The organism is Pseudomonas sp. B21-051 (genome assembly GCF_024748795.1).
Lineage (GTDB): Bacteria > Pseudomonadota > Gammaproteobacteria > Pseudomonadales > Pseudomonadaceae > Aquipseudomonas > Aquipseudomonas putida_A.
This window is the reverse complement of the sequence record NZ_CP087166.1, coordinates 144,909-166,917: the sequence shown is the minus strand read 5'-3', so window position 1 is coordinate 166,917 and position 22,009 is coordinate 144,909. Positions and strand designations below refer to the sequence as shown.

6 protein-coding genes are annotated in these 22,009 nt (G+C 61.5%); 3 read left to right on the top strand and 3 right to left on the bottom strand.

The genetic code is table 11. The features are described from left to right. Positions 1–30 precede the first annotated feature (30 nt). A complete protein-coding gene (locus LOY52_RS00725; RefSeq protein ID WP_258677719.1) occupies positions 31–1,383 on the bottom strand; it encodes a TolC family outer membrane protein in 1,353 nt (450 codons plus the stop codon). A gap of 357 nt (positions 1,384–1,740) precedes the next feature. Here LOY52_RS00725 and LOY52_RS00720 point away from each other — a divergent pair, with 357 nt between their 5' ends. After that, complete coding sequence (locus LOY52_RS00720; RefSeq protein ID WP_258677716.1) at positions 1,741–17,376, top strand: LapA family giant adhesin; 15,636 nt, start codon at positions 1,741–1,743, stop codon at positions 17,374–17,376. Between the two features lie 147 nt (positions 17,377–17,523). Beyond that, complete coding sequence (locus LOY52_RS00715) at positions 17,524–17,862, top strand: tryptophan synthase subunit beta (protein WP_258677714.1); 339 nt, start codon at positions 17,524–17,526, stop codon at positions 17,860–17,862. A 187-nt stretch (positions 17,863–18,049) separates the two neighbouring features. Here the strand turns inward: LOY52_RS00715 and lapD are convergent, their stop codons facing one another. Further along, a complete protein-coding gene (gene lapD / locus LOY52_RS00710) occupies positions 18,050–19,996 on the bottom strand; it encodes a cyclic di-GMP receptor LapD (protein WP_408980415.1) in 1,947 nt (648 codons plus the stop codon). A gap of 14 nt (positions 19,997–20,010) precedes the next feature. Beyond that, entirely contained in the window at positions 20,011–20,703 is a 693-nt protein-coding gene (gene lapG, locus LOY52_RS00705) for a cysteine protease LapG (RefSeq protein ID WP_258677712.1), read from the bottom strand. A 196-nt stretch (positions 20,704–20,899) separates the two neighbouring features. Between lapG and LOY52_RS00700 the strand changes: the two genes are divergently transcribed. Beyond that, the gene (locus tag LOY52_RS00700; protein WP_258677710.1) at positions 20,900–21,610 is read left to right on the top strand and encodes a GntR family transcriptional regulator; all 711 of its coding nucleotides are present in this window, start codon (positions 20,900–20,902) and stop codon (positions 21,608–21,610) included. Positions 21,611–22,009: the final 399 nt, after the last annotated feature.

Genomic DNA, 22,009 nt, shown 5'->3' with positions numbered 1-22,009 from the left:
TGGCTAACAATTGAACAATGAAGGTTCTGCTCAATTCATACCCGGCAGTTGGACCTTCGGCTTCACATCGTTCTGCACGACGGATGCCAATGGTGCGACCACTCCCTGGCTCTTGAGCAACTCGCCCATGGTCGCCTTGATTCGATACTGAGTAAATAACTGAATGTTCTTGATCTCGGCCAAACGGCGCGAAGCGGTGAACAACTCGTTTTCGCTGTCGAGCAAATCGAGCAGGGTGCGCTCGCCGAGGCTGAACTGACGCTGGTAGGCGGTACGTACGGCGGTGCTGTGATCAACGTACTGCTGAGCGATCGGCACCTGCGCATTGGCGTTGTTCAGGGCGTTCCAGGCCAGACCCAGTTCTTCGTTCAATTGACGCAGGGCGTTGTTGCGGATGTCCAGCGCCTGGTTCGACAGGTACGACTTGGATTCCAGGTCAGCCTTGTTGCTGCCGCCCGAATACAGGTTGAAGCGCATGCGCAGCATGGCCTGCCATTCGTTGTTGTGGCCGTTCTGACCGTCGAGATCGTTGTCGGCGGTGCGACCCAGCTCGGCGTCGAAACGTGGGTAGAACGTCGACTTGGCGGTTTCGTACTGCTTCTCGGCCGCAGCGATATCGGACTCGGCCGAGCGCAGGATCGGGCTGTTTTCCAGCATCTGCGTACGGGCTTCATTGAGGTTGGCCGGCATCATCGCCATGAACGGCGCCGGGCGCTCCAGCTGGTCAGGCATCTGGCCGACGGCACTGAGGAAGTTGGTCTCGGAGTCGGCGAGGTTGGTCTGTTCGGTGATCAGGTTGTTGCGGGCCTGGGCCATCCGCGCTTCGGCCTGATCGAGGTCAGCGCCGCTACCAACGCCGCGCTGAGTACGCAACTGGATCTGATCGTAAATGCGTTGGTGACTCTTGAGGTTCTCTTCGGCCAGACGCACGAATTCGCGGCGGGTGAGCACGTCCAGGTACACCTGGGCAACGGTCAGCGCGGTGCGCTCGGAAGTGCCGAGCAGCGAGTAGGCGCGCGAGTTGACGGTGGCTTGTTGACGCCCGACTTCGCTGGACGTCGCAAAACCGTCAAAAACCATTTGCGAGAGACGTAAACTTGACTCGCTGCGGTTCAACGTTTCCCAGTGGTTGCCACCACCGTTGGCGCGGGTGGTCACGCTGTCAGTGCTCTCACGACCATAACCGCCCAGCAGATCGACCTTAGGCAGGTATCCACCTTTGGCTGCCTTTAACTGATAATCCGCGGCCAAACGACTGTTGACCCCCGCCTGGATTTCCGGATGGACATCCAGTGCCTGTTGCATGGCTTCTGGTAAGGATTGTGCTTGGACGAAAGAGGCGGCGAGGGCGAACGGTAGAGCCTTGAACAAGTGCAAACGCATGGTAAAGATTTCCCAGGACTTCTTGTCTTGAATCACAGCAAAACGTGCTGCTGCGTCGGATGATTGGCAACCGGAATGACCGTATGTCGGAAAGTTCAAAATAGGAACTGGATCACACGCTGAGGGACAGGTCGCCGCGGAAATATCAATGTGACATTAGTGGGGCGATTGTTTAGGATGGCACCCAGAAGGTCAATAGTTTGGCATAAAGTTAATAGCGAAAGAATCTAGCCAAATTATTGACGAAGAACAGCGTCAATCTTGATTCGCAAATTTTAAAAGTACGTCCAGACTGAATCGGCGCCGAAGCCATCAGGCTATGGAAGTCAACTGAACGTGACACCCGGAGAGTCTTCAATGAGCAGTGTTGTTGCCATCGTCAAAAGCATTGTCGGTCAGGTATTCGTGGTCTCCCCCGAGGGTGTACGCCGCGTGCTCGTTGAAGGCGATCGCCTGTTCGTCGGCGACCAGATCGATACCGGCCTCTCCGGCGCCGTGTCGCTGGAACTGGCGGATGGCCGCACCCTGGACCTGGGCCGTGAAACCCAGTGGAGCGCCAACGCGCCCGATTCCAGCACTGACCTGGCCGAAGCCACCGCGCAGGCCGCGCCTTCTGTAGCCGAGCTGCAGCAGGCCATCGCTGCCGGTGCCGACCCGACCACCGCCCTTGAAGCCACGGCTGCCGGCGCCACCGCCGCAGGCACTGGCGGTGCGGCAGGCGGCGGCCACAGCTTCGTGATGCTCGATGCCACGGCTGGCCGCGTCGATCCGACCATCGGCTTCCCGACCGCGGGCATCAACTCCGGCGCACAAGCAGCACAGAACATCACCGGTGGCCAGACTACCGACACCACCACCAACGCCCTGCGTGAGTCGACCCTGAGCCTCAGCGCCACGCCGACCATCACCGAAGCCGGCGGCGTGCTGGTGTACACCGCGACCCTGACCCAGGCGCCGCTGACCGACCTGACCATCACCCTGTCCAACGGCTCGGTAATCGTGATTCCGGCCGGCTCCACCACCGGCACCGTCAACGTGCCGCTGGCACCGAACGACACCGTTTATAACGACCCGACCCAGATCAACGTGACAGTCACCGGCACCACCGGCGGCAACGGCATTACCGTGACCCCGCCGACCACCCCGGCCACGACTCAGGTCACCGACACCATCGACACCACCACCGTCACCCTGACGGCGGGCAACAGCGTCACCGAAGGCGGCCAGATCACCTACACCGCGACCCTGACCAACCCGGCGCAGACGCCGGTCACCGTCACCCTGTCCAATGGCTCGACCATCACCATCGAAGCCGGCCAGACCACTGGCACCGTCAACGTGCCAACCGCGCCGAATGACGTCTACAACAACGGCAGCACCGTCAGCACCACCATCACCGGTGCCACTGGTGGCAACTTCGAGAATCTGGTACCAAACACGACGCCAGCCGTAACGAACATCGTCGATTCGCGCGACACCACCGGCCTGACCCTCACCGCCACCGGTACCGTGGTCGAAGGTGGCCAGATCACCTACACCGCGACCCTGACCAACCCGGCACAGACGCCGGTTACCGTTACCCTGTCCAACGGCTCGACCATCACCATCGAAGCCGGCCAGACCACTGGCACGGTCAACGTGCCGACCGCGCCGAACGACGTCTACAACAACGGCGGCACCGTCAGCACCACGATTACCGGCGCAACCGGTGGCAACTTCGAGAATCTGGTGCCGAACACCACCCCGGCGACCACCACCGTCACCGATTCCATCGACACCACCAACCTGTCGCTGAGCGCGACCGGCACCGTCGCTGAAGGCGGCTCGATCGTTTACACCGCCACCCTGACCAACCCGGCCGGTACCCCGGTGACCGTGACGTTGAGCAACGGCTCCGTCATTACCATCGAAGCTGGCAAAACCACCGGTACCGTGACCGTTCCGGCGCCTGCGGATGACGTCTACAAAGATGCCGGCAAAGTCGAAGTCAGCATTACCGGCACTACCGGCGGCAATTTCGAGAATCTGGTGCCGAGCACCGTTCCGGCGGTCACCGAAGTCACCGACACCATCGATACCTCGACCGTCAAACTGACTGCCGATACCTCGGTCGCTGAGGGCGGCACCGTCACTTACACCGCCACCGTAGGCGCGCCTGTCACCGGTTCGCCAGTGACCGTGACCCTGGCCAACGGTCAGACCATCACCATCGAAGTGGGCAAAACCACCGGCACCGTGACCACCACCGCGCCGAACGATGCGTTGACCGGCAACCCACCGCTGACCAACGCCATCACCAATGTCAGTGGCGGTAACTACGAGAACCTCGTCGCCGACAAAACCCCGGTTTCGACCACCGTTACCGACACCGTCGACACCACCAACCTGTCGCTGAGCGCGACTGGTACCGTGGCTGAGGGCGGTTCGATCGTTTACACCGCGACGTTGACCAATGCTGCCGGCTCGCCGGTTACCGTGACCCTGAGCAACGGCGCCGTGATCACCATCGAAGCCGGTAAAACCACCGGTACCGTGACCGTTCCGGCGCCTGCGGATGACGTTTACAAAGATGCCGGCAAAGTCGAAGTCACCATCAACGGTGCAACCGGCGGCAACTTCGAAAATCTGGTGCCTAGCACTGTCCCTGCAGTCACCGAAGTCACCGACACCATCGATACCTCGACGGTCAAGCTGTCCGCTGACACCTCGGTGGCCGAGGGTGGCACTGTCACTTACACCGCTACGGTTGGTGCGCCGGTGACTGGCTCGCCGGTTGTTGTGACCCTGGCCAACGGTCAGTCCATCACCATCGAAGTGGGTAAAACCACCGGCACCGTGACCACCACCGCACCGAACGACGTGCTGAACGGCCAGGCGCCGCTGAGCAACTCGATCACTGGCGTGAGCGGTGGCAACTACGAGAATCTGGTCGCCGACAAGACGCCGGTCAGCACCACCGTGACCGACACCGTCGACACCACCAACCTGACGTTGAGCGCCACTGGCTCCGTCGCTGAAGGCGGTTCGATTGTCTACACCGCGACCCTGACCAACCCGGCCGGCACGCCGGTGACCGTGACCCTGAGCAATGGCTCCGTCATCACCATCGAAGCCGGCAAAACCACCGGAACCGTGACCGTTCCGGCGCCAGCCGATGACGTCTACAAAGATGCCGGCAAAGTCGAAGTCAGCATTACCGGAACCAGCGGTGGCAATTTCGAGAACCTTGTTCCGAGCACCGTTCCGGCTGTCACCGAAGTTACTGATACCATCGATACTTCGACCGTCAAACTGACCGCTGATACTTCGGTAGCTGAAGGCGGCACTGTCACTTACACCGCTACGGTTGGTGCGCCGGTGACCGGTTCGCCGGTTGTTGTGACCCTGGCCAACGGCCAGACCATCACTATCGAAGTCGGCAAAACCACCGGCACCGTGACCACCACCGCGCCGAACGATGCGTTGAATGGTCATGAGCCACTGAGCAACGCGATCACTGACGTGAGCGGTGGCAACTACGAAAATCTCGTGGCCGACAAAACCCCTGTCAGCACCACCGTCACCGACACCGTCGACACCACCAACCTGTCGCTGACTGCGACCGGCACCGTGGCGGAAGGCGGTTCGATCGTCTACACCGCAACCCTGACCAATCCGGCCGGTACTCCGGTGACCGTGACCTTGAGCAATGGCTCGTTCATCACCATCGAGGCCGGCAAAACCATTGGCACCGTAACGGTTCCAGCACCTGCCGATGACGTCTACAAAGACGCCGGCAAAGTGGAAGTCAGCATTACCGGAACAACCGGCGGCAACTTCGAGAATCTGGTGCCGAGCACCGTCCCTGCGGTCACTGAAGTCACCGACACCATCGACACCTCGACCGTCAAACTGACCGCCGATACTTCGGTGGCTGAAGGTGGCACCGTCACTTACACCGCCACTGTCGGTGCGCCGGTGACTGGCTCGCCGGTTGTTGTGACCCTGGCCAACGGTCAGACCATCACCATCGAAGTGGGCAAAACCACTGGCACCGTGACCACCACCGCACCGAACGATGCGTTGAACGGTCACGAGCCACTGACCAACGCAATCACTGACGTGAGCGGCGGCAACTACGAAAACCTGGTCGCTGACAAAACCCCGATTTCGACCAACGTCACCGACACCGTCGACACCACCAACTTGACTCTTAGCGCCACCGGCACCGTGGCGGAAGGCGGTTCGATCGTCTACACCGCGACCCTGACCAATCCGGCCGGTACGCCGGTGACCGTGACCTTGTCCAACGGCTCGGTGATCACTATCGAAGCCGGTAAAACTACCGGCACCGTGACCGTTCCAGCACCAGCCGATGACGTTTACAAAGACGCTGGCAAGGTTGAAGTCACGATCAAAGACGCCGCAGGCGGCAATTTCGAGAACCTGGTGCCGAGCACCGTTCCGGCTGTTACCGAAGTTACCGATACCATCGATACGTCGACGGTCAAACTCACCGCCGACACTTCGGTAGCTGAAGGCGGGACTGTCACTTACACCGCCGCCGTCGGCGCACCGGTCACCGGTTCGCCAGTCGTGGTGACCTTGGCCAATGGTCAGAACATCACCATCGAAGTGGGCAAAACCACCGGCACCGTGACCACCACCGCGCCAAACGATGCGCTGAACGGTCACGAACCGCTGACCAACTCGATTACCGGCGTCACCGGTGGCAACTACGAAAATCTGGTCGCTGACAAAACTCCTGTTTCGACCACTGTTACCGACACCGTCGACACCACCGACCTGACGTTGAGCGCCACTGGCTCCGTTGCCGAAGGTGGTTCGATCGTTTACACCGCGACCTTGACCAATCCGGCCGGTACGCCGGTGACCGTGACCCTGTCGAACGGCTCGGTGATCACCATTGAAGCAGGTAAAACTACCGGCACCGTGACTGTTCCCGCCCCAGCCGATGACGTTTACAAGGACGCTGGCAAGGTTGAAGTCACGATCAAAGACGCCGCAGGCGGCAATTTCGAGAACCTGGTGCCGAGCACGGTCCCGGCTGTCACCGAAGTCACTGACACCATTGACACCTCGACCGTGAAACTCACGGCCGATACTTCGGTCGCTGAAGGTGGCACCGTCACCTACACCGCTACCGTTGGCGCACCAGTCACCGGTTCGCCAGTCGTGGTGACCCTGGCCAATGGTCAGAACATCACCATCGAAGTCGGCAAGACCACCGGCACTGTAACCACCACCGCGCCAAACGATGCGCTGAACGGTCACGAACCGCTGACCAACTCGATTACCGGCGTCACCGGTGGCAACTACGAAAACCTCGTCGCCGACAAAACCCCTGTCAGCACCACCGTCACCGACACCGTGGACACGACGAATCTGTCGCTCAGCGCCACCAACTCGGTCGCCGAGGGCGGTTCGATCACTTACACCGCGACACTCACCAATGCCGCTGGCTCGCCAGTCACCGTGACCCTGTCCAACGGTTCGGTGATTACCATCGAGGCCGGTAAAACCACCGGCACCGTGACCGTTCCAGCACCAGCCGATGACGTCTACAAAGACGCCGGCAAGGTTGAAGTCACCATCAACGGTGCAACCGGCGGCAACTTCGAGAACCTCGTTCCGAGCACTGTTCCGGCAGTGACTGAAGTCACTGACACCATCGACACCACGTCGGTGAAACTGACCGCAACCGAGTCCGCTGCTGAAGGTGGCACCGTCACCTACACCGCGACTGTTGGCGCTCCAGTGACCGGCTCGCCTGTGGTCGTGACCCTGGCTAACGGTCAGAACATTACCATCGAAGTCGGCAAGACCACCGGCACTGTAACCACCACCGCGCCAAACGATGCGTTGAACGGCCATGCGCCACTGACCAACGCAATCACCGGCGTGAGTGGCGGCAATTACGAGAATCTGGTGGCCGACAAAACCCCGGTCAGCACCACCGTGACCGACACCGTCGACACCACCAACTTGACCCTGAGTGCTACCGGTACCGTGGCCGAGGGCGGTTCGATCATCTACACCGCCACCCTGACCAACCCGGCCGGTACGCCGGTGACCGTGACTCTGTCCAACGGCTCCGTGATCACCATCGAAGCCGGTAAAACCACCGGCACCGTGACCGTTCCAGCGCCAGCCGATGACGTCTACAAAGACGCCGGCAAGGTCGAAGTCACGATCAAGGACGCAGCGGGCGGCAACTTCGAGAACCTGGTGCCAAGCACTGTTCCGGCCGTCACCGAAGTCACCGACACCATCGATACTTCGACCGTGAAGCTGAGCGCCGATACTTCGGTGGCTGAAGGCGGCACTGTCACTTACACCGCGACTGTTGGCGCTCCAGTGACTGGCGCACCTGTTGTTGTGACCCTGGCCAACGGTCAGACCATCACCATCGACATCGGCAAGACCACCGGCACCGTGACGACCACCGCACCGAACGATGCGCTGAACGGTCATGAGCCGCTGAACAACTCGATCACCAATGTCAGCGGCGGCAACTACGAAAACCTCGTCGCCGACAAAACGCCGGTCAGCACCACCGTGACCGACACCGTCGACACCACCAACCTGTCGCTGAGCGCGACTCCGGCGGTGAACGAAGGCGGCCAGATCACCTACACCGCCACCCTGACCAACGCCGCCGGCACCCCGGTGACCGTGACCTTGAGCAATGGCGCGGTGATCACCATCGACGCCGGCAAAACTTCCGGCACCGTGACCGTCGATGCGCCGAAGGATGACGTCTACAAGGACGCCGGCACCGTTGAAGCGACCATCAAGGGCGCGACCGGTGGCGACTTCGAAAACCTGGTGACCAGTAACACCCCGGCCGTGACCACCGTCAACGACACCATCGACACCTCCACCGTGTCGCTGACCGCCACCGCCAACGTCGCCGAAGGCGAAACCGTGGTTTACACCGCAAGCGTGACCGCGCCAGTAACCGGCTCGCCTGTTGTGGTCACCCTGTCCAACGGCCAGACCATCACCATCGCCGTCGGTGAGACCACCGGCAGCGTGAATTTCGTTGCGCCGAACAGCCCATTGGCGGGCGGCAGCTCGCTGAGCGTCGCCATCGACAAGGTTGCCGGCGGCAACTATGAAAACCTGGCGGCCGACAAGACACCGGCGAACACCTCGGTGTCGGACACTGTCGACACTACCAACCTGAACCTGACCGCCAGCGACTCGGTGGCGGAAGGTGGTTCGATCGTTTACACCGCGACCCTGACCAACCCGGCCGGGACTCCGGTGACCGTGACTCTGTCCAACGGCGCGGTGATCACCATCGAAGCCGGTAAAACCTCGGGCACCGTGACCGTTCCAGCTCCGGCTGACGACGTGTACAAAGACGCGGGTAAAGTCGAAGCGACCATTTCGACTGCCACCGGTGGCAACTTCGAGAATCTGGTGCCGAGCACCGTTCCGGCCGTCACCAACGTTACCGATACCATCGACACCACCACGGTCAAACTGACCGCGACCGAGTCTGCTGCTGAAGGTGGCACCGTCACCTACACCGCGACTGTCGGCGCGCCAGTGACCGGTTCGCCTGTGGTCGTGACCCTGGCCAACGGTCAGAACATCACCATTGAGGTGGGTAAAACCACTGGCACCGTGACTACCACTGCGCCGAACGATGCGTTGACCGGCCACGCGCCGCTGACCAACGCCATCACCGACGTGAGCGGCGGTAACTACGAAAACCTCGTGGCGGATAAAACGCCGGTTTCGACCAATGTCACCGACACCGTCGACACCACCAATCTGTCGCTCAGCGCGACCGGCACCGTGGCCGAGGGTGGCTCGATTGTTTACACCGCAACCCTGACCAACGCCGCTGGTTCGCCGGTCACCGTGACCCTGTCCAACGGCGCGGTGATCACCATCGAAGCCGGTAAAACCTCTGGCACCGTGACCGTTCCGGCGCCAGCCGATGACGTGTACAAGGACGCCGGTAAAGTCGAAGCGACCATCTCCACCGCCACCGGTGGCAACTTCGAAAACCTGGTGCCGAGCACTGTTCCGGCCGTCACCAACGTTACCGATACCATCGACACCACCACAGTGAAACTGACCGCGACCGAGTCTGCTGCGGAAGGTGGCACCGTCACCTACACCGCGACTGTCGGTGCTCCGGTAACCGGTTCGCCTGTGGTCGTGACCCTGGCGAACGGTCAGAACATCACCATCGAAGTCGGCAAGACCACCGGCACCGTGACCACCACCGCACCGAACGATGCGCTGACCGGTCATGCACCGCTGACCAACGCCATCACCGAAGTCAGCGGGGGCAACTACGAAAACCTCGTGGCTGACAAAACCCCGGTTTCGACCAATGTCACCGACACCGTCGACACCACTAACCTGTCGTTGTCCGCGACCGGTACCGTGGCCGAAGGTGGCTCGATCGTTTACACCGCAACCCTGACCAACGCCGCTGGCTCGCCAGTCACCGTAACGTTGAGCAACGGCGCAGTCATCACCATCGACGCCGGTAAAACCACCGGCACCGTGACTGTTCCAGCTCCGGCGGACGACGTTTACAAAGATGCCGGTAAAGTCGAGGCAACAATCTCCACCGCCACCGGTGGCAACTTCGAAAACCTGGTGCCAAGTACCGTGCCGGCTGTCACCGAAGTCACAGACACCATCGACACCTCGACCGTCAAACTGACCGCCGATACCTCGGTGGCCGAAGGCGGCACCGTCACCTATACCGCCACTGTTGGCGCACCAGTCACCGGTTCTCCGGTTGTGGTGACCCTGGCCAACGGTCAGAACATCACCATCGAATTGGGTAAAACTACCGGTACCGTCACCACCATCGCACCGAACGACGCGCTGACCGGTCATGCGCCTCTGACCAACTCGATCACGGGTGTGACTGGCGGCAATTACGAAAACCTCGTGGCTGACAAAACCCCGGTCAGCACTAACGTCACCGACACCATCGACACCACCAACCTGTCGCTGTCCGCGACCGGTACCGTGGCCGAAGGCGGCTCGATCGTTTACACCGCAACCCTGACCAACGCTGCAGGCTCACCAGTTACCGTGACGTTGAGCAACGGCGCGGTGATCACCATCGATGCGGGTAAAACCACCGGCACCGTAACCGTTCCGGCGCCTGCCGATGACGTCTACAAAGACGCAGGCAAAGTCGAAGCGACCATTTCGACCGCCACCGGTGGCAACTTCGAAAACCTGGTGCCGAGTACCGTTCCGGCCGTCACCAACGTCACCGACACCATCGACACCACCACGGTCAAACTGACCGCGACCGAGTCTGCTGCTGAAGGTGGCTCCGTCACCTACACCGCAACCGTCGGTGCACCGGTAACCGGTTCGCCAGTGACCGTGACTCTGGCCAATGGTCAGAACATCACCATCGAAGTCGGCAAAACCACCGGCACCGTGACCACCACTGCGCCAAACGATGCGCTGACCGGCCATGCGCCGTTGACCAACGCCATCACTAACGTGACCGGTGGCAACTACGAGAATCTGGTCGCCGACAAAACCCCGGTTTCGACCACCGTTACCGATACAGTCGACACCACCAACCTGTCCCTGAGCGCAACCAATTCGGTCGCCGAGGGTGGTGCGATCATCTACACCGCGACCTTGACCAACGCCGCTGGCTCGCCAGTCACCGTGACGTTGAGCAACGGCGCAGTCATCACCATCGACGCCGGTAAAACCACTGGCACTGTGACCGTTCCGGCACCTGCCGATGACGTGTACAAAGACGCCGGCACCGTTCAGGCAACGATCACCAACGCTACCGGTGGCAGCTTCGAAAACCTGGTACCGAGCACCGTGCCGGCTGTGACTCAGGTCACCGACACCATCGATACCACCACGGTCAAGCTGACCGCGACCGAGTCTGCTGCCGAAGGTGGCACCGTCACCTACACCGCGACCGTTGGTGCGCCAGTGACTGGCTCGCCAGTCGTGGTAACTCTGGCTAATGGTCAGAACATCACCATCGAAGTCGGCAAAACCACCGGCACCGTAACCACCACCGCACCGAACGATGCGCTGACCGGACACGCGCCGCTGACCAACGCGATCACCAACGTCAGCGGCGGCAACTACGAGAACCTCGTTGCCGACAAGACACCGGTCAATACCACGGTCACCGATACCGTCGACACCACCAACCTGTCGCTGTCCGCTACCGGCACCGTGGCTGAAGGCGGCTCGATCGTTTACACCGCGACGCTGACCAACGCTGCCGGCTCGCCGGTTACCGTGACGTTGAGCAACGGCGCCGTGATCACCATCGACGCCGGCAAAACCACCGGCACCGTGACCGTTCCGGCACCGGCTGATGACGTCTACAAAGACGCCGGCACCGTTGAGGCCACGATCAAGACCGCGACTGGCGGCAACTTCGAAAATCTGGTGCCAAGCACCACGCCAGCCGTGACCAGCGTCACCGACACCATCGACACCACCACGGTCAAACTGACCGCGACCGAGTCTGCTGCTGAAGGTGGTACCGTCACCTACACCGCGACCGTTGGTGCACCGGTAACCGGTTCGCCAGTGACCGTGACTCTGGCCAACGGCCAGAACATCACCATCGAAGTCGGCAAAACCACCGGCACCGTGACCACCACCGCGCCTAACGACGTGTTGACCGGTCATGCACCACTGACCAACGCGATCACTAACGTCAGCGGCGGCAACTACGAAAACCTGGTGGCCGACAAGACCCCGGTTTCGACCACTGTTACTGACACCATCGACACCACCAACCTGTCGCTGTCCGCTACCGGCACCGTGGCCGAAGGTGGCTCGATTATTTACACCGCAACGCTGACCAACGCCGCTGGCTCGCCAGTGACCGTGACGCTGAGCAACGGTGCAGTCATCACCATCGACGCCGGTAAAACCACCGGTACCGTCACCGTTCCTGCCCCGGCCGACGACGTCTACAAAGACGCCGGCACCGTGCAGGCAACGATCAAGTCCGCGACCGGTGGCAGCTTCGAAAACCTGGTGCCAAGCACCACGCCAGCCGTGACCAGCGTCACCGACACCATCGACACCACTGGCGTGAAACTCACCGCCACGGGCACCGTGGCCGAAGGCGGCAACGTCGTCTACACCGCCACTGTCGGCGCGCCAGTCACTGGTTCGCCAGTCGTGGTGACGTTGACCAACGGCCAGACCATCACCATCGACATCGGCAAAACCACCGGCACTGTGACCACTGTCGCGCCAAATGACGCGTTGACCGGCCACGCGCCGCTGACCAACGCAATCACTAACGTGAGCGGCGGCAACTACGAAAACCTCGTTGCCGACAAAACACCGGTCAGCACCACCGTGACCGATACCGTCGACACCACCAACCTGTCGCTCAGCGCGACCGGCACCGTGGCCGAGGGTGGCTCGATCGTTTACACCGCAACCCTGACCAACGCCGCTGGTTCGCCAGTCACCGTGACTCTGTCGAACGGCGCCGTGATCACCATCGACGCGGGCAAAACCACGGGCACCGTGACCGTTCCAGCGCCAGCCGACGACGTCTACAAAGACGCCGGCACCGTGCAGGCCACGATCAAAACCGCGACCGGTGGCAGCTTCGAAAACCTGGTACCAAGCACCACGCCAGCCGTGACCAGTGTCACCGACACCATCGACACCACTGGCGTGAAACTCACCGCCACGGGCACCGTGGCCGAGGGTGGCACCGTCACCTACACCGCCACTGTGGGTGCGCCAGTCACTGGCTCGCCAGTCGTCGTGACCTTGTCCAACGGCCAGACCATCACCATCGACATCGGTAAAACCACCGGCACCGTGACCAGCATCGCGCCGAATGACGCGCTGACCGGTCACGCGCCGCTGACTAACTCGATCACTAACGTGTCCGGCGGCAATTACGAAAATCTGGTAGCCGACAAAACACCGGTCAGCACCACCGTGACCGACACCATCGACACCACCAGCCTGTCGCTGTCCGCGACCCCGGCGGTGAACGAGGGTGGCCAGATCACCTACACCGCCACCCTGAGCAACGCCGCCGGCTCGCCGGTGACCGTGACCCTGAGCAACGGCTCGGTGATCACCATCGACGCCGGCAAAACCACCGGCACCGTGACCGTTCCGGCTCCGGCTGACGACGTTTACAAAGACGCCGGCAGCGTGCAGGCGACCATCACCAACGCCAGCGGTGGCAACTTCGAGAACCTGGTACCGAGCACGACACCGGCCGTGACCAACGTCGCCGATACCATCGACACCACCACCGTCAGCATCACCGGCAGCACCTCGGTGACCGAAGGCCAGACCGCCAGCTACACCGTCAGCCTGACCCACCCGGCGCAAACCGACGTAACCCTGAAAATCGTCTACAGCGGCACCGCTGCCGACGGTTCGGACTTCACTGGCGTGTACACCGTGAAGATCCCGGCGGGCGCCAGCAGCGCGCAGTTCAACGTCGCGACCATCGATGACAAGATCACCGAAGGCACCGAGAACTTCGTGGTCAAGATCGACTCGGCCACCGGCGGCAACTTCGAGAACCTGGCCGTCAGCAGCACCAACGGCAGCGTCAGTACCTCGATCATCGACAACGATGCGCCACCGGTCATCGACCTGGACGCCAACAACTCCAGCGGCGCCACCGGTGCCGACTACAAAGTGACGTTCACCGAAAACACCCCGGGCGCCGGCGTGTCGATTGCCGACACTGACCTGACGATCACCGACCCAGACAGCACCATGCTGACCGGCGCGACCATCGTGCTGACCAACCGTCAGGACGGCGATGCGCTGAACCTGGGCAACAGCGTCAACGGCATTACGATCAATGCCAACAGCACCAACGGCACCGTGACCCTGACACTGTCGGGTAACGCGACGCTGGCCGACTACATGCAGGCGATCAAGAACATCAGCTTCACCAACAGCAGTGAAGACCCGAGCACCGTGCCGCGGATCATCACCGTGACCGTGACCGATGGCGGCAACTACTCCAACACCGCGACCACCACGGTCAACGTGGTGGCGGTCAACGATGCGCCGGTTGCGGCTCCGGTCAACGTCACCGGCACCGAAGACACCCCGCTGATCCTCGGCTGGTCGACCTTCGGTGTGACCGACGTCGACAGCCCGGCCAGCAGCCTGGGCGTGAAAATCACCCAGCTGCCGGGCGAAGGCAAACTGCAGTACCTGGACGGTTCGACCTGGAAAGACGTCGCCAACAACCAGACTTTCAGCAAGGCTGACATCGACGCCGGCAAGCTGCGCTTCATGCCGGATGCCAACGAATCGGGCGTCAACGGTTACGGCGGCACCGGCCTGGGCAACAACCAGGCCGACTACGCACAGATCAAGTTCCAGCCAACCGACGGCCAGCTGCTGGGCAACACCGGCACCGTGAAGATCGACATCACGCCAGTGGCGGATGCGCCGACCGTGAGCGTGGCCGACAACAGCGTGAAGTCCACCGGACTGGTCAAGGAAGTCTGGACCGGCCTGCCGGGTCTTGGGACCAACGGCAACGGCGCCGACTCGACCACGCTGAAAAACGTAATCGACGGCGCTGGTACCCCGAACTCCAGCACCAACGTGACCAACGTGCAGTCCGACGGCAGTGTGACCGCCGGCACCGCGTCGAAAACCTCGGGCCTGATCTATCTGGAAGCCGGTAAGACATACAGCTTCAGCGGCGTGGCTGACGACAGTCTGCTGATCACCATTGGCGGCAAGAGCGTGGCTTCCGGCACGTGGGGCGCGGGCGGTGCAATCAGCGGCTCGTTCACCCCGACCACCAGCGGCTACTACACCCTGGACATCTACCACCACAACCAGAGCGGCCCGGGCAGCTATGACGTGAACCTGTCGGTCAACGGCAGCACGCCAATCGACCTGAGCAGTGCCGGCGTGCCGATCTACACCGGCGTACAGGATCTGGTGAATGCCGGTGTGACCGTCTCCGACCTGCATGGCAGCAACGGCGAAGGCTATTACGACGGCTACAAGCTCAACACCGGCGCCGAAGGCACCACGGTGAAACTGTCGGCGATCAACACCGCGCTGACCGACACCGACGGCTCGGAAACCCTGAGCGTGAAGATCAGCGGTGCGCCAGTCGGTTCGGTCCTCTCCGACGGCCATGGCCACAGCTTTACTGTCACCGCGAGCAACGGCGAAGCCAACGTCACCGGCTGGAGCCTCGGCAGCCTGACCGTGACCCCGCCGACCTACTACAACGGCCAGTTCAACCTGACCGTGACCTCGACCTCCACCGAGATGGTCGGCGGCTCGGCCAGCAGCACCGCGATGATTCCGGTCACCGTGGTGCCGGCGGTGTACAACGCCGTGGTCGGTACTTCTGGCGACGACACCTTCAACGGCACCGACGGCAACGACATCATGGTCGCCGACATCGGCGGTCTGACCGTGGTGCCGGGCACCAACTACAACATCGCGTTCATGGTCGACAGCTCGGGCAGCATGAGCACCTCGTCGATCAATGCGGCCAAGGACTCGCTGACGTCGGTGTTCAACACACTCAAGCAGAGCCTGGGCGGCAGCAACTCGGGCACGGTGAACATCTTCCTGGTGGACTTCGATACCCAGGTCAACAAGTCGGTGTCGGTGAACCTCAACGACCCGAACGCGCTGACCAAGCTCAAAGCCGTGCTCGACTCGATGACGTCTGGCGGCGGCACCAACTACGAAGACGTGTTCAAGACCACGGCCAACTTCTTCCAGAGCACCGAAGCGCTGGCCAACACCGGGGCGAAGAACCTCACCTACTTCATCACCGACGGCCAGCCGACCTACTACCAGAGCGGCGAGCAGACCAACCCGACGCTGTATGGCAGCGTGAAGTTCGACAGTGTGGTGACAACCAGCAACTACAAGCTGGGCGATACCTTCAGCACGTACATCGACAACACGCATTACCTGAGCATCACCGCCAGCGGTTATGCCCAGTTGCAGACCTACACTGGCCGTGGCTGGACCACCACCAACCTGGGCACGGTTCACGCTCAGGGTGATGGTACCTATGAGCTGTCGAGCCTGGCGGGCAGCGGCAGCAGCACCAGCTCGGCCACCACCGACAACTCGACCAGCAGCTTCGCCTTGCTCAGCGGCCTGTCGAACGTCGAAGCCATCGGTATCAACAGCGGTGTCAGCCTCAACGACCTGAAACCGTATGACTCGGATCACTCGCCACAGACCAACATCGATCCGAAGGATCTGGCCAACTCGATCATCGGCCACACCGAAGCGACAATGCCGGGCAACGACACTGTCAGCGGTGGCGACGGCAACGACATCCTGTTCGGCGATCTGGTGAGCTTCAACGGCATTGCCGGCGAGGGTTATCAGGCGATGCAGGCGTTCGTGGCGCAGCAGACCGGCGTCGACGTCAGCAAGGTCACCACCAGCAACGTGCACCAGTACATCACCGAGCACTATCAGGCGTTCGATGTGTCCGGCGCACATGACGGCAACGACACCCTGCTGGGTGGCGCGGGCAATGACATCCTGTTCGGCTCGGGCGGCAACGACCTGCTCGACGGCGGCAAGGGCAATGACATCCTGCTCGGCGGCACCGGCAACGACACGCTGATCGGCGGCCAGGGCAACGACATCCTGATCGGTGGTTCCGGTGCTGACACTTTCGTCTGGAAAGCAGGCGACACCGGCAACGATGTGATCAAGGACTTCAATGCCAACGAAGGCGACCGCATCGACCTGCGCGATCTGTTGCAGGGTGAAACCGGCAGCACCATCGACAACTTCCTGAAGATCACCACGGTTGATGGCACGTCGTCGCTGCAAGTCAGCTCGGCGGGCAAGTTCAACTCCGGCGACGCGGCAGCCGCCACGCCGGACGTGACGATCAAACTGGAAGGCAACAACTGGTCGAGCGCCAACATTCACAACCTGATTGCCGGCAGCGATCCGACCATCAAGGTCGACCACAACAACAGCTGATGCGTGAACAAAACGGCCGCCCCTTGGGGCGGTCGTCACGTTTGCGGCTAACTCGGCGGTGACGATTTCGTCGCCACCCCGCATACTCGCGCGCAGTTAGCCTATGCTGCTGACAGCATGACGCTGGATCTTTCTGAGGGATGCTCAATGTTTTACGTGCAACGCGATGCGCAAGGTCTGTTGATTCGCGTGGAAGCCGCGGCCTACGCCGAGGCCACGGAAACGCTGCCGGCCGACAGCCATGAAATCCAGGCCTGGTTCGCCAATGAAGTGGTGGAAACCAGCCTGAAACAGCTCAAGCAGAGCGACCTGGAAATGATTCGGGTACTCGACGACCTGATTCAGGTGCTGACCCAGAAAGGCGTGATCCGCGTCACCGACCTGCCGCCGGCAGCACAGGCCAAGCTGATGGACCGGACCCAGGCGCGTGAGGCGCTGGGCGGGTTGAGCCAGTTGATCGATGATGAAGAGTCCGGGCTGATTTAAAGCAAAAGATCGCAGCCTCCGGCAGCTCCAGCAGGGAACGCATTCCCTGTAGGAGCTGCCGAAGGCTGCGATCTTTTCGTTTTTAACGGCTTCGAGAGCAGGCTCGCTCCCACATTTGAAATGCATTCCAATGTGGGAGCGAGCCTGCTCGCGAAGACGGCATCAATGACGCCGCCGCACCAAAGGTTTACTTCCAGGGCTTGGGCTCACCAAACAACTGCCCCTGCACCCCATACAAACCCATCTCGCGAATCACCGACAACTCGCCTTCGGTCTCCACCCGCTCGGCAATCAACGGCAGATCGATGCTGTGCGCCGCACGCTGGATCGCCTCGATGAACAGGCGCTTGTCACTCTCCTGATCGATCGCGCGGATGTAACTGCCATCGATCTTCAGGTACGCCAGCCCCAGCCGCGCCAGGTTGCCGATCATGCTGAAGCGTCCGCCAAAGCGCTGCAGGCTCAGGGAGAAACCGAGTTCACGCAGACGCCGGGTCAACTGCTCCAGCACCGCTTGCTCCGGCAATTGCTCCTCGCCGATCTCCAGCGTCAGGCGCTCGCCGAGGTCGGAGTGCGCTCGCAGAATCTCGAACACTTTGTTCAACGCCTGTGGATCGGCCAGGGTTGCCGAAGACAGGTTCAGCGCCAGCGAGTCTTCATGCGCCTTCATTTGCTCCAGCACGCGCTCGAGCATCAAGCGGTCAAGCCGTGCGGTCCAGCCGAAACGCTCGAGCCACGGCAGGAAACGCCCGGCCGGGATGGTCTGGCCCTGTTCATCCAGCAGGCGCGAAAGCACTTTGTAATGCAGCACCAGTTGCGTGTCCTGAACGGCCACCACCGGTTGGAAGTACAGCTCGAAACGCTGCTGATTCAGCGCCTGATCGAGCAAGCGATGCCAGGCGTGGTGATCGTCACCGACGTCCGCCACCAGGCTCTGATCGATGCACGCCCAGTTCTGCTCACCCTGCCCCTCGGCCTGCGCCAGCGCCTGGTCACCCAGGGTCAGTACCGCTTGCGGTGAATCGCTGTGGGCAAACGGAGCGAGGCCGATGGAGGCCACGGCCGGCACATCGGTTGCGCCAGTGGCATGCAGGCTGCTCAATGCGCTGTCGAGATTCTGCGCCAGTTGCAGCGCTTCTTCGCGCACCAGTCCCGGTGCCAGCACGGCAAATTCACCGCCGCGAATCCGGGTGACGAGGTTTTGGGTTTCCGGGTATTTGGCGCATTCGCGGGACAGTTGCTCGCCGACGGCTTTCAACAATTCATCGGTGCGCTGCCCGCCCAGACGCTGATTGAGCCCGGCCAGATCCTTGACCCGCAGCAGCAGCAGGTAACCGGAACTGGCCTGCTCCGGGTTGCTCACGCGGTTGTGCAGTTGCATCTCGAAATAGCGCCGGTTGGCAAGCCCCGTGAGGTTGTCCTGATAAGACTCGGCGCGCAGTTTTTCGCTGCGCTCGGCCTGCTCCTGGAACAACGCCTTGAGCTTCTCGACCATCTGATTCATCGCCTGCACCACGCGCCGCAGTTCAGGGGTACGCGGCAACTCCGGCAGGCTGAGGAATTCGCGGCGGGCGATGGCGTGGGACTGTTTGACCATGTAATCCAGCGGGCGCAATTGCCGGCGCAGCAGCAACGCACCGAGCACCGCGCTGACCGCGCCACACAGCAGCAGCCAGCCGAGGCTGCCCAACGCGCTCTGCCACAGTTTGGCCACGGCAAACATCGGGTGGCTGACCACCTCGACCCGCGCCGCCTGCTCCCAGCCACGGCTGACCAATGCGTCGCCACCGGCAGGCTCCAGGCCAATCAGTTTGACGAACCAGTCAGGCACATTGCTCACCGCCGGAATTCCGCTGCGCTCGACGATGGTCTTGTCGGTCTTGAGATCGACCACGCGGATGCTCGCGTAATAGCCGCTGTCGAAAATCGAGCTGACCAGCAGCTCGACCATCGCCGGGTCGTCGATATTCGGCGTCAGCGACAACGCCAGCGCCGTGGCGGCGTCCTGGGCATGCGAGCGCAGCTGATTGACGTACTGGGTGCGCGAGCTCTCCAGACTGACCATGAAGCTGCCGGTGAAGGCAACCACCAGGAACAGACAGATAGCGATCAACAGCTGTTTGAACAAAGACATCTGAGCGCGTGCTCCTAGTTAGTCGTTTCGACCGGGAAACCTTCGGCCTGCATTTTCTTCAGCACATCCTGCCAGCGCGACAGGCGTTTGGTGTCACCGACCTTTTTGTTGCCCTTGGCTCCCGGCAGGTACAGACCTTCAGCATTGAAAGAGTAGACGGGCAGCAAGTCGGTTCGCTGGGACGCAGGCTGAATCGGATCGATCAGGCTGTCGAGCACCAGCGGCATGGCATCGGGGGTGGCGTAGTAAGTCAGCACCATGTGTGCGCGATTCTGGCGCAGTGCCTTGACGTAGGTGATGCGCAGCTTGTCACTGGAGACCCCGAGATGGCGCAGGCTGAAATACTTGGCGATCGCGTAGTCTTCGCAATCGCCGGCGCCTTTCCACAACGCCTCGATGGGCGTCTCCCAATAATCGACCTGCCCCCACAGATCGATATCTTCGACATAACGCACCTGTTTGTTGAAAAACAGGTTCACCACTTTGAGCTTTTCCATCTCGCTGACCTGTTTCTGCGTGGCCAGCAGGTTCTGCCAGGCATCGATCCGCTGCTGCCCGGCACCCAACGGGCCGTACAGCGCCGTAGCCTTGCGGCTGATTGCGGAAAAATCCCAATCGGCATGCAGGCCGCCCAGCATGACGCCGGCCAGCAGCAGTGTGCAGCCTAGCCAGCGCAAAGTCCGAGGGATCGCGAAACGTACCGCCACAGCAGGTTTCCAGGGGGCAGGAAGGAAAGCGTTTGATGGTGAAGCTTAGCCCGGCAAAAAACAATGGCACCATGAGATCATCACCATCGCGCTAAACTTCATTCAGGACAGCAATCCTTTACATGGTTTGACAACCTGTAGAGCAATCACTAGTGTCTTTGGATCCAAATTCCGTTGTCATTCAGGGTGAGTAGTTGTGACACAGAAGCCCAAACCGCTGCACAGCATCAAAGTCGATGGGCCGATTCCCGCACACCTTGCCCGCTCGATCATCGAAGAGACCCTGCGCTCGGCGATCCTTGACGGTCGCTTGCCGTGCGGCACCGCCCTGCGCCAGCAGGACCTGGCCGACCTGTTCGGGGTCAGCCGCATGCCGGTGCGCGAGGCTCTGCGCCAGCTCGAAGCGCAGGAACTGCTGAGCGTCACCACCCACAAGGGCGCCGTGGTTGCCCCGCTGATTCAGGGCGACGCCACCGAAACCTACGAGTTGCGGATCCTCCTCGAATCCGAGGCCATGCGCCAGTCGATCCCGCTGCTGACCAGCGCCGATCATGCACACGCCGCCGGCTATATCGAAGAACTGGAAACCCAGCACGACTACAGCGAAATCGGTCGGCTCAATCGCCTGTTCCACATGGCCCTGTACAGCAAGGCACCGAATAAGCGTCTGCTGCGGCTGGTCGAAGACGGCCTCAACGAGGAGGAGCGCTTTCTGCGTTTCAACCTCGAAGCCATGGGCCTGGGCAAACTGTCCCAGGAAGATCACCGCGCCATGCTCCAAGCCGTGATCGAGCGCGATGTCGAGCTGTCGGTTAAGTTGCTCACACATCACCTCAACCGTGGCGTCGAGGTCATCACCCGGTTCCTCGCCAGTCCCGCCGGACAAAGCCGCAAGGCTGTTCGCTGATGCTGTCCACGCCGGTCCCAGGCTCCCGCAGCTGACCGGCGAATAACCCGCTTACAAATCCCCTCTACGGTCTGCCGCAAACCCAGGTGGCGGATCCGCCTGTTCGCTCTAACCTCCCTGCGCCCATAAGCCCGGCATTGCAGTTCGCTGCGGACGAATCGGTCATAGCCGTCCCGCCAATTTACCCGCACTCTTAAACGGCCAACCCATGAAGAACGGGCGACGCACCGCACCGCCGGCGCAGTCCCCGCACCAGGAACCTACGGAAGGAGCCTTGCCACGGGATAAAAGGAAGTTACGGCGCCGTTTCCGGCCCACTTTCATTCCTATACATCACCTCAATTTTTCGCTTCTTAAAGTTGCTTTGAGTGAGGCATTCACTCTTGTATTCAATTTTGG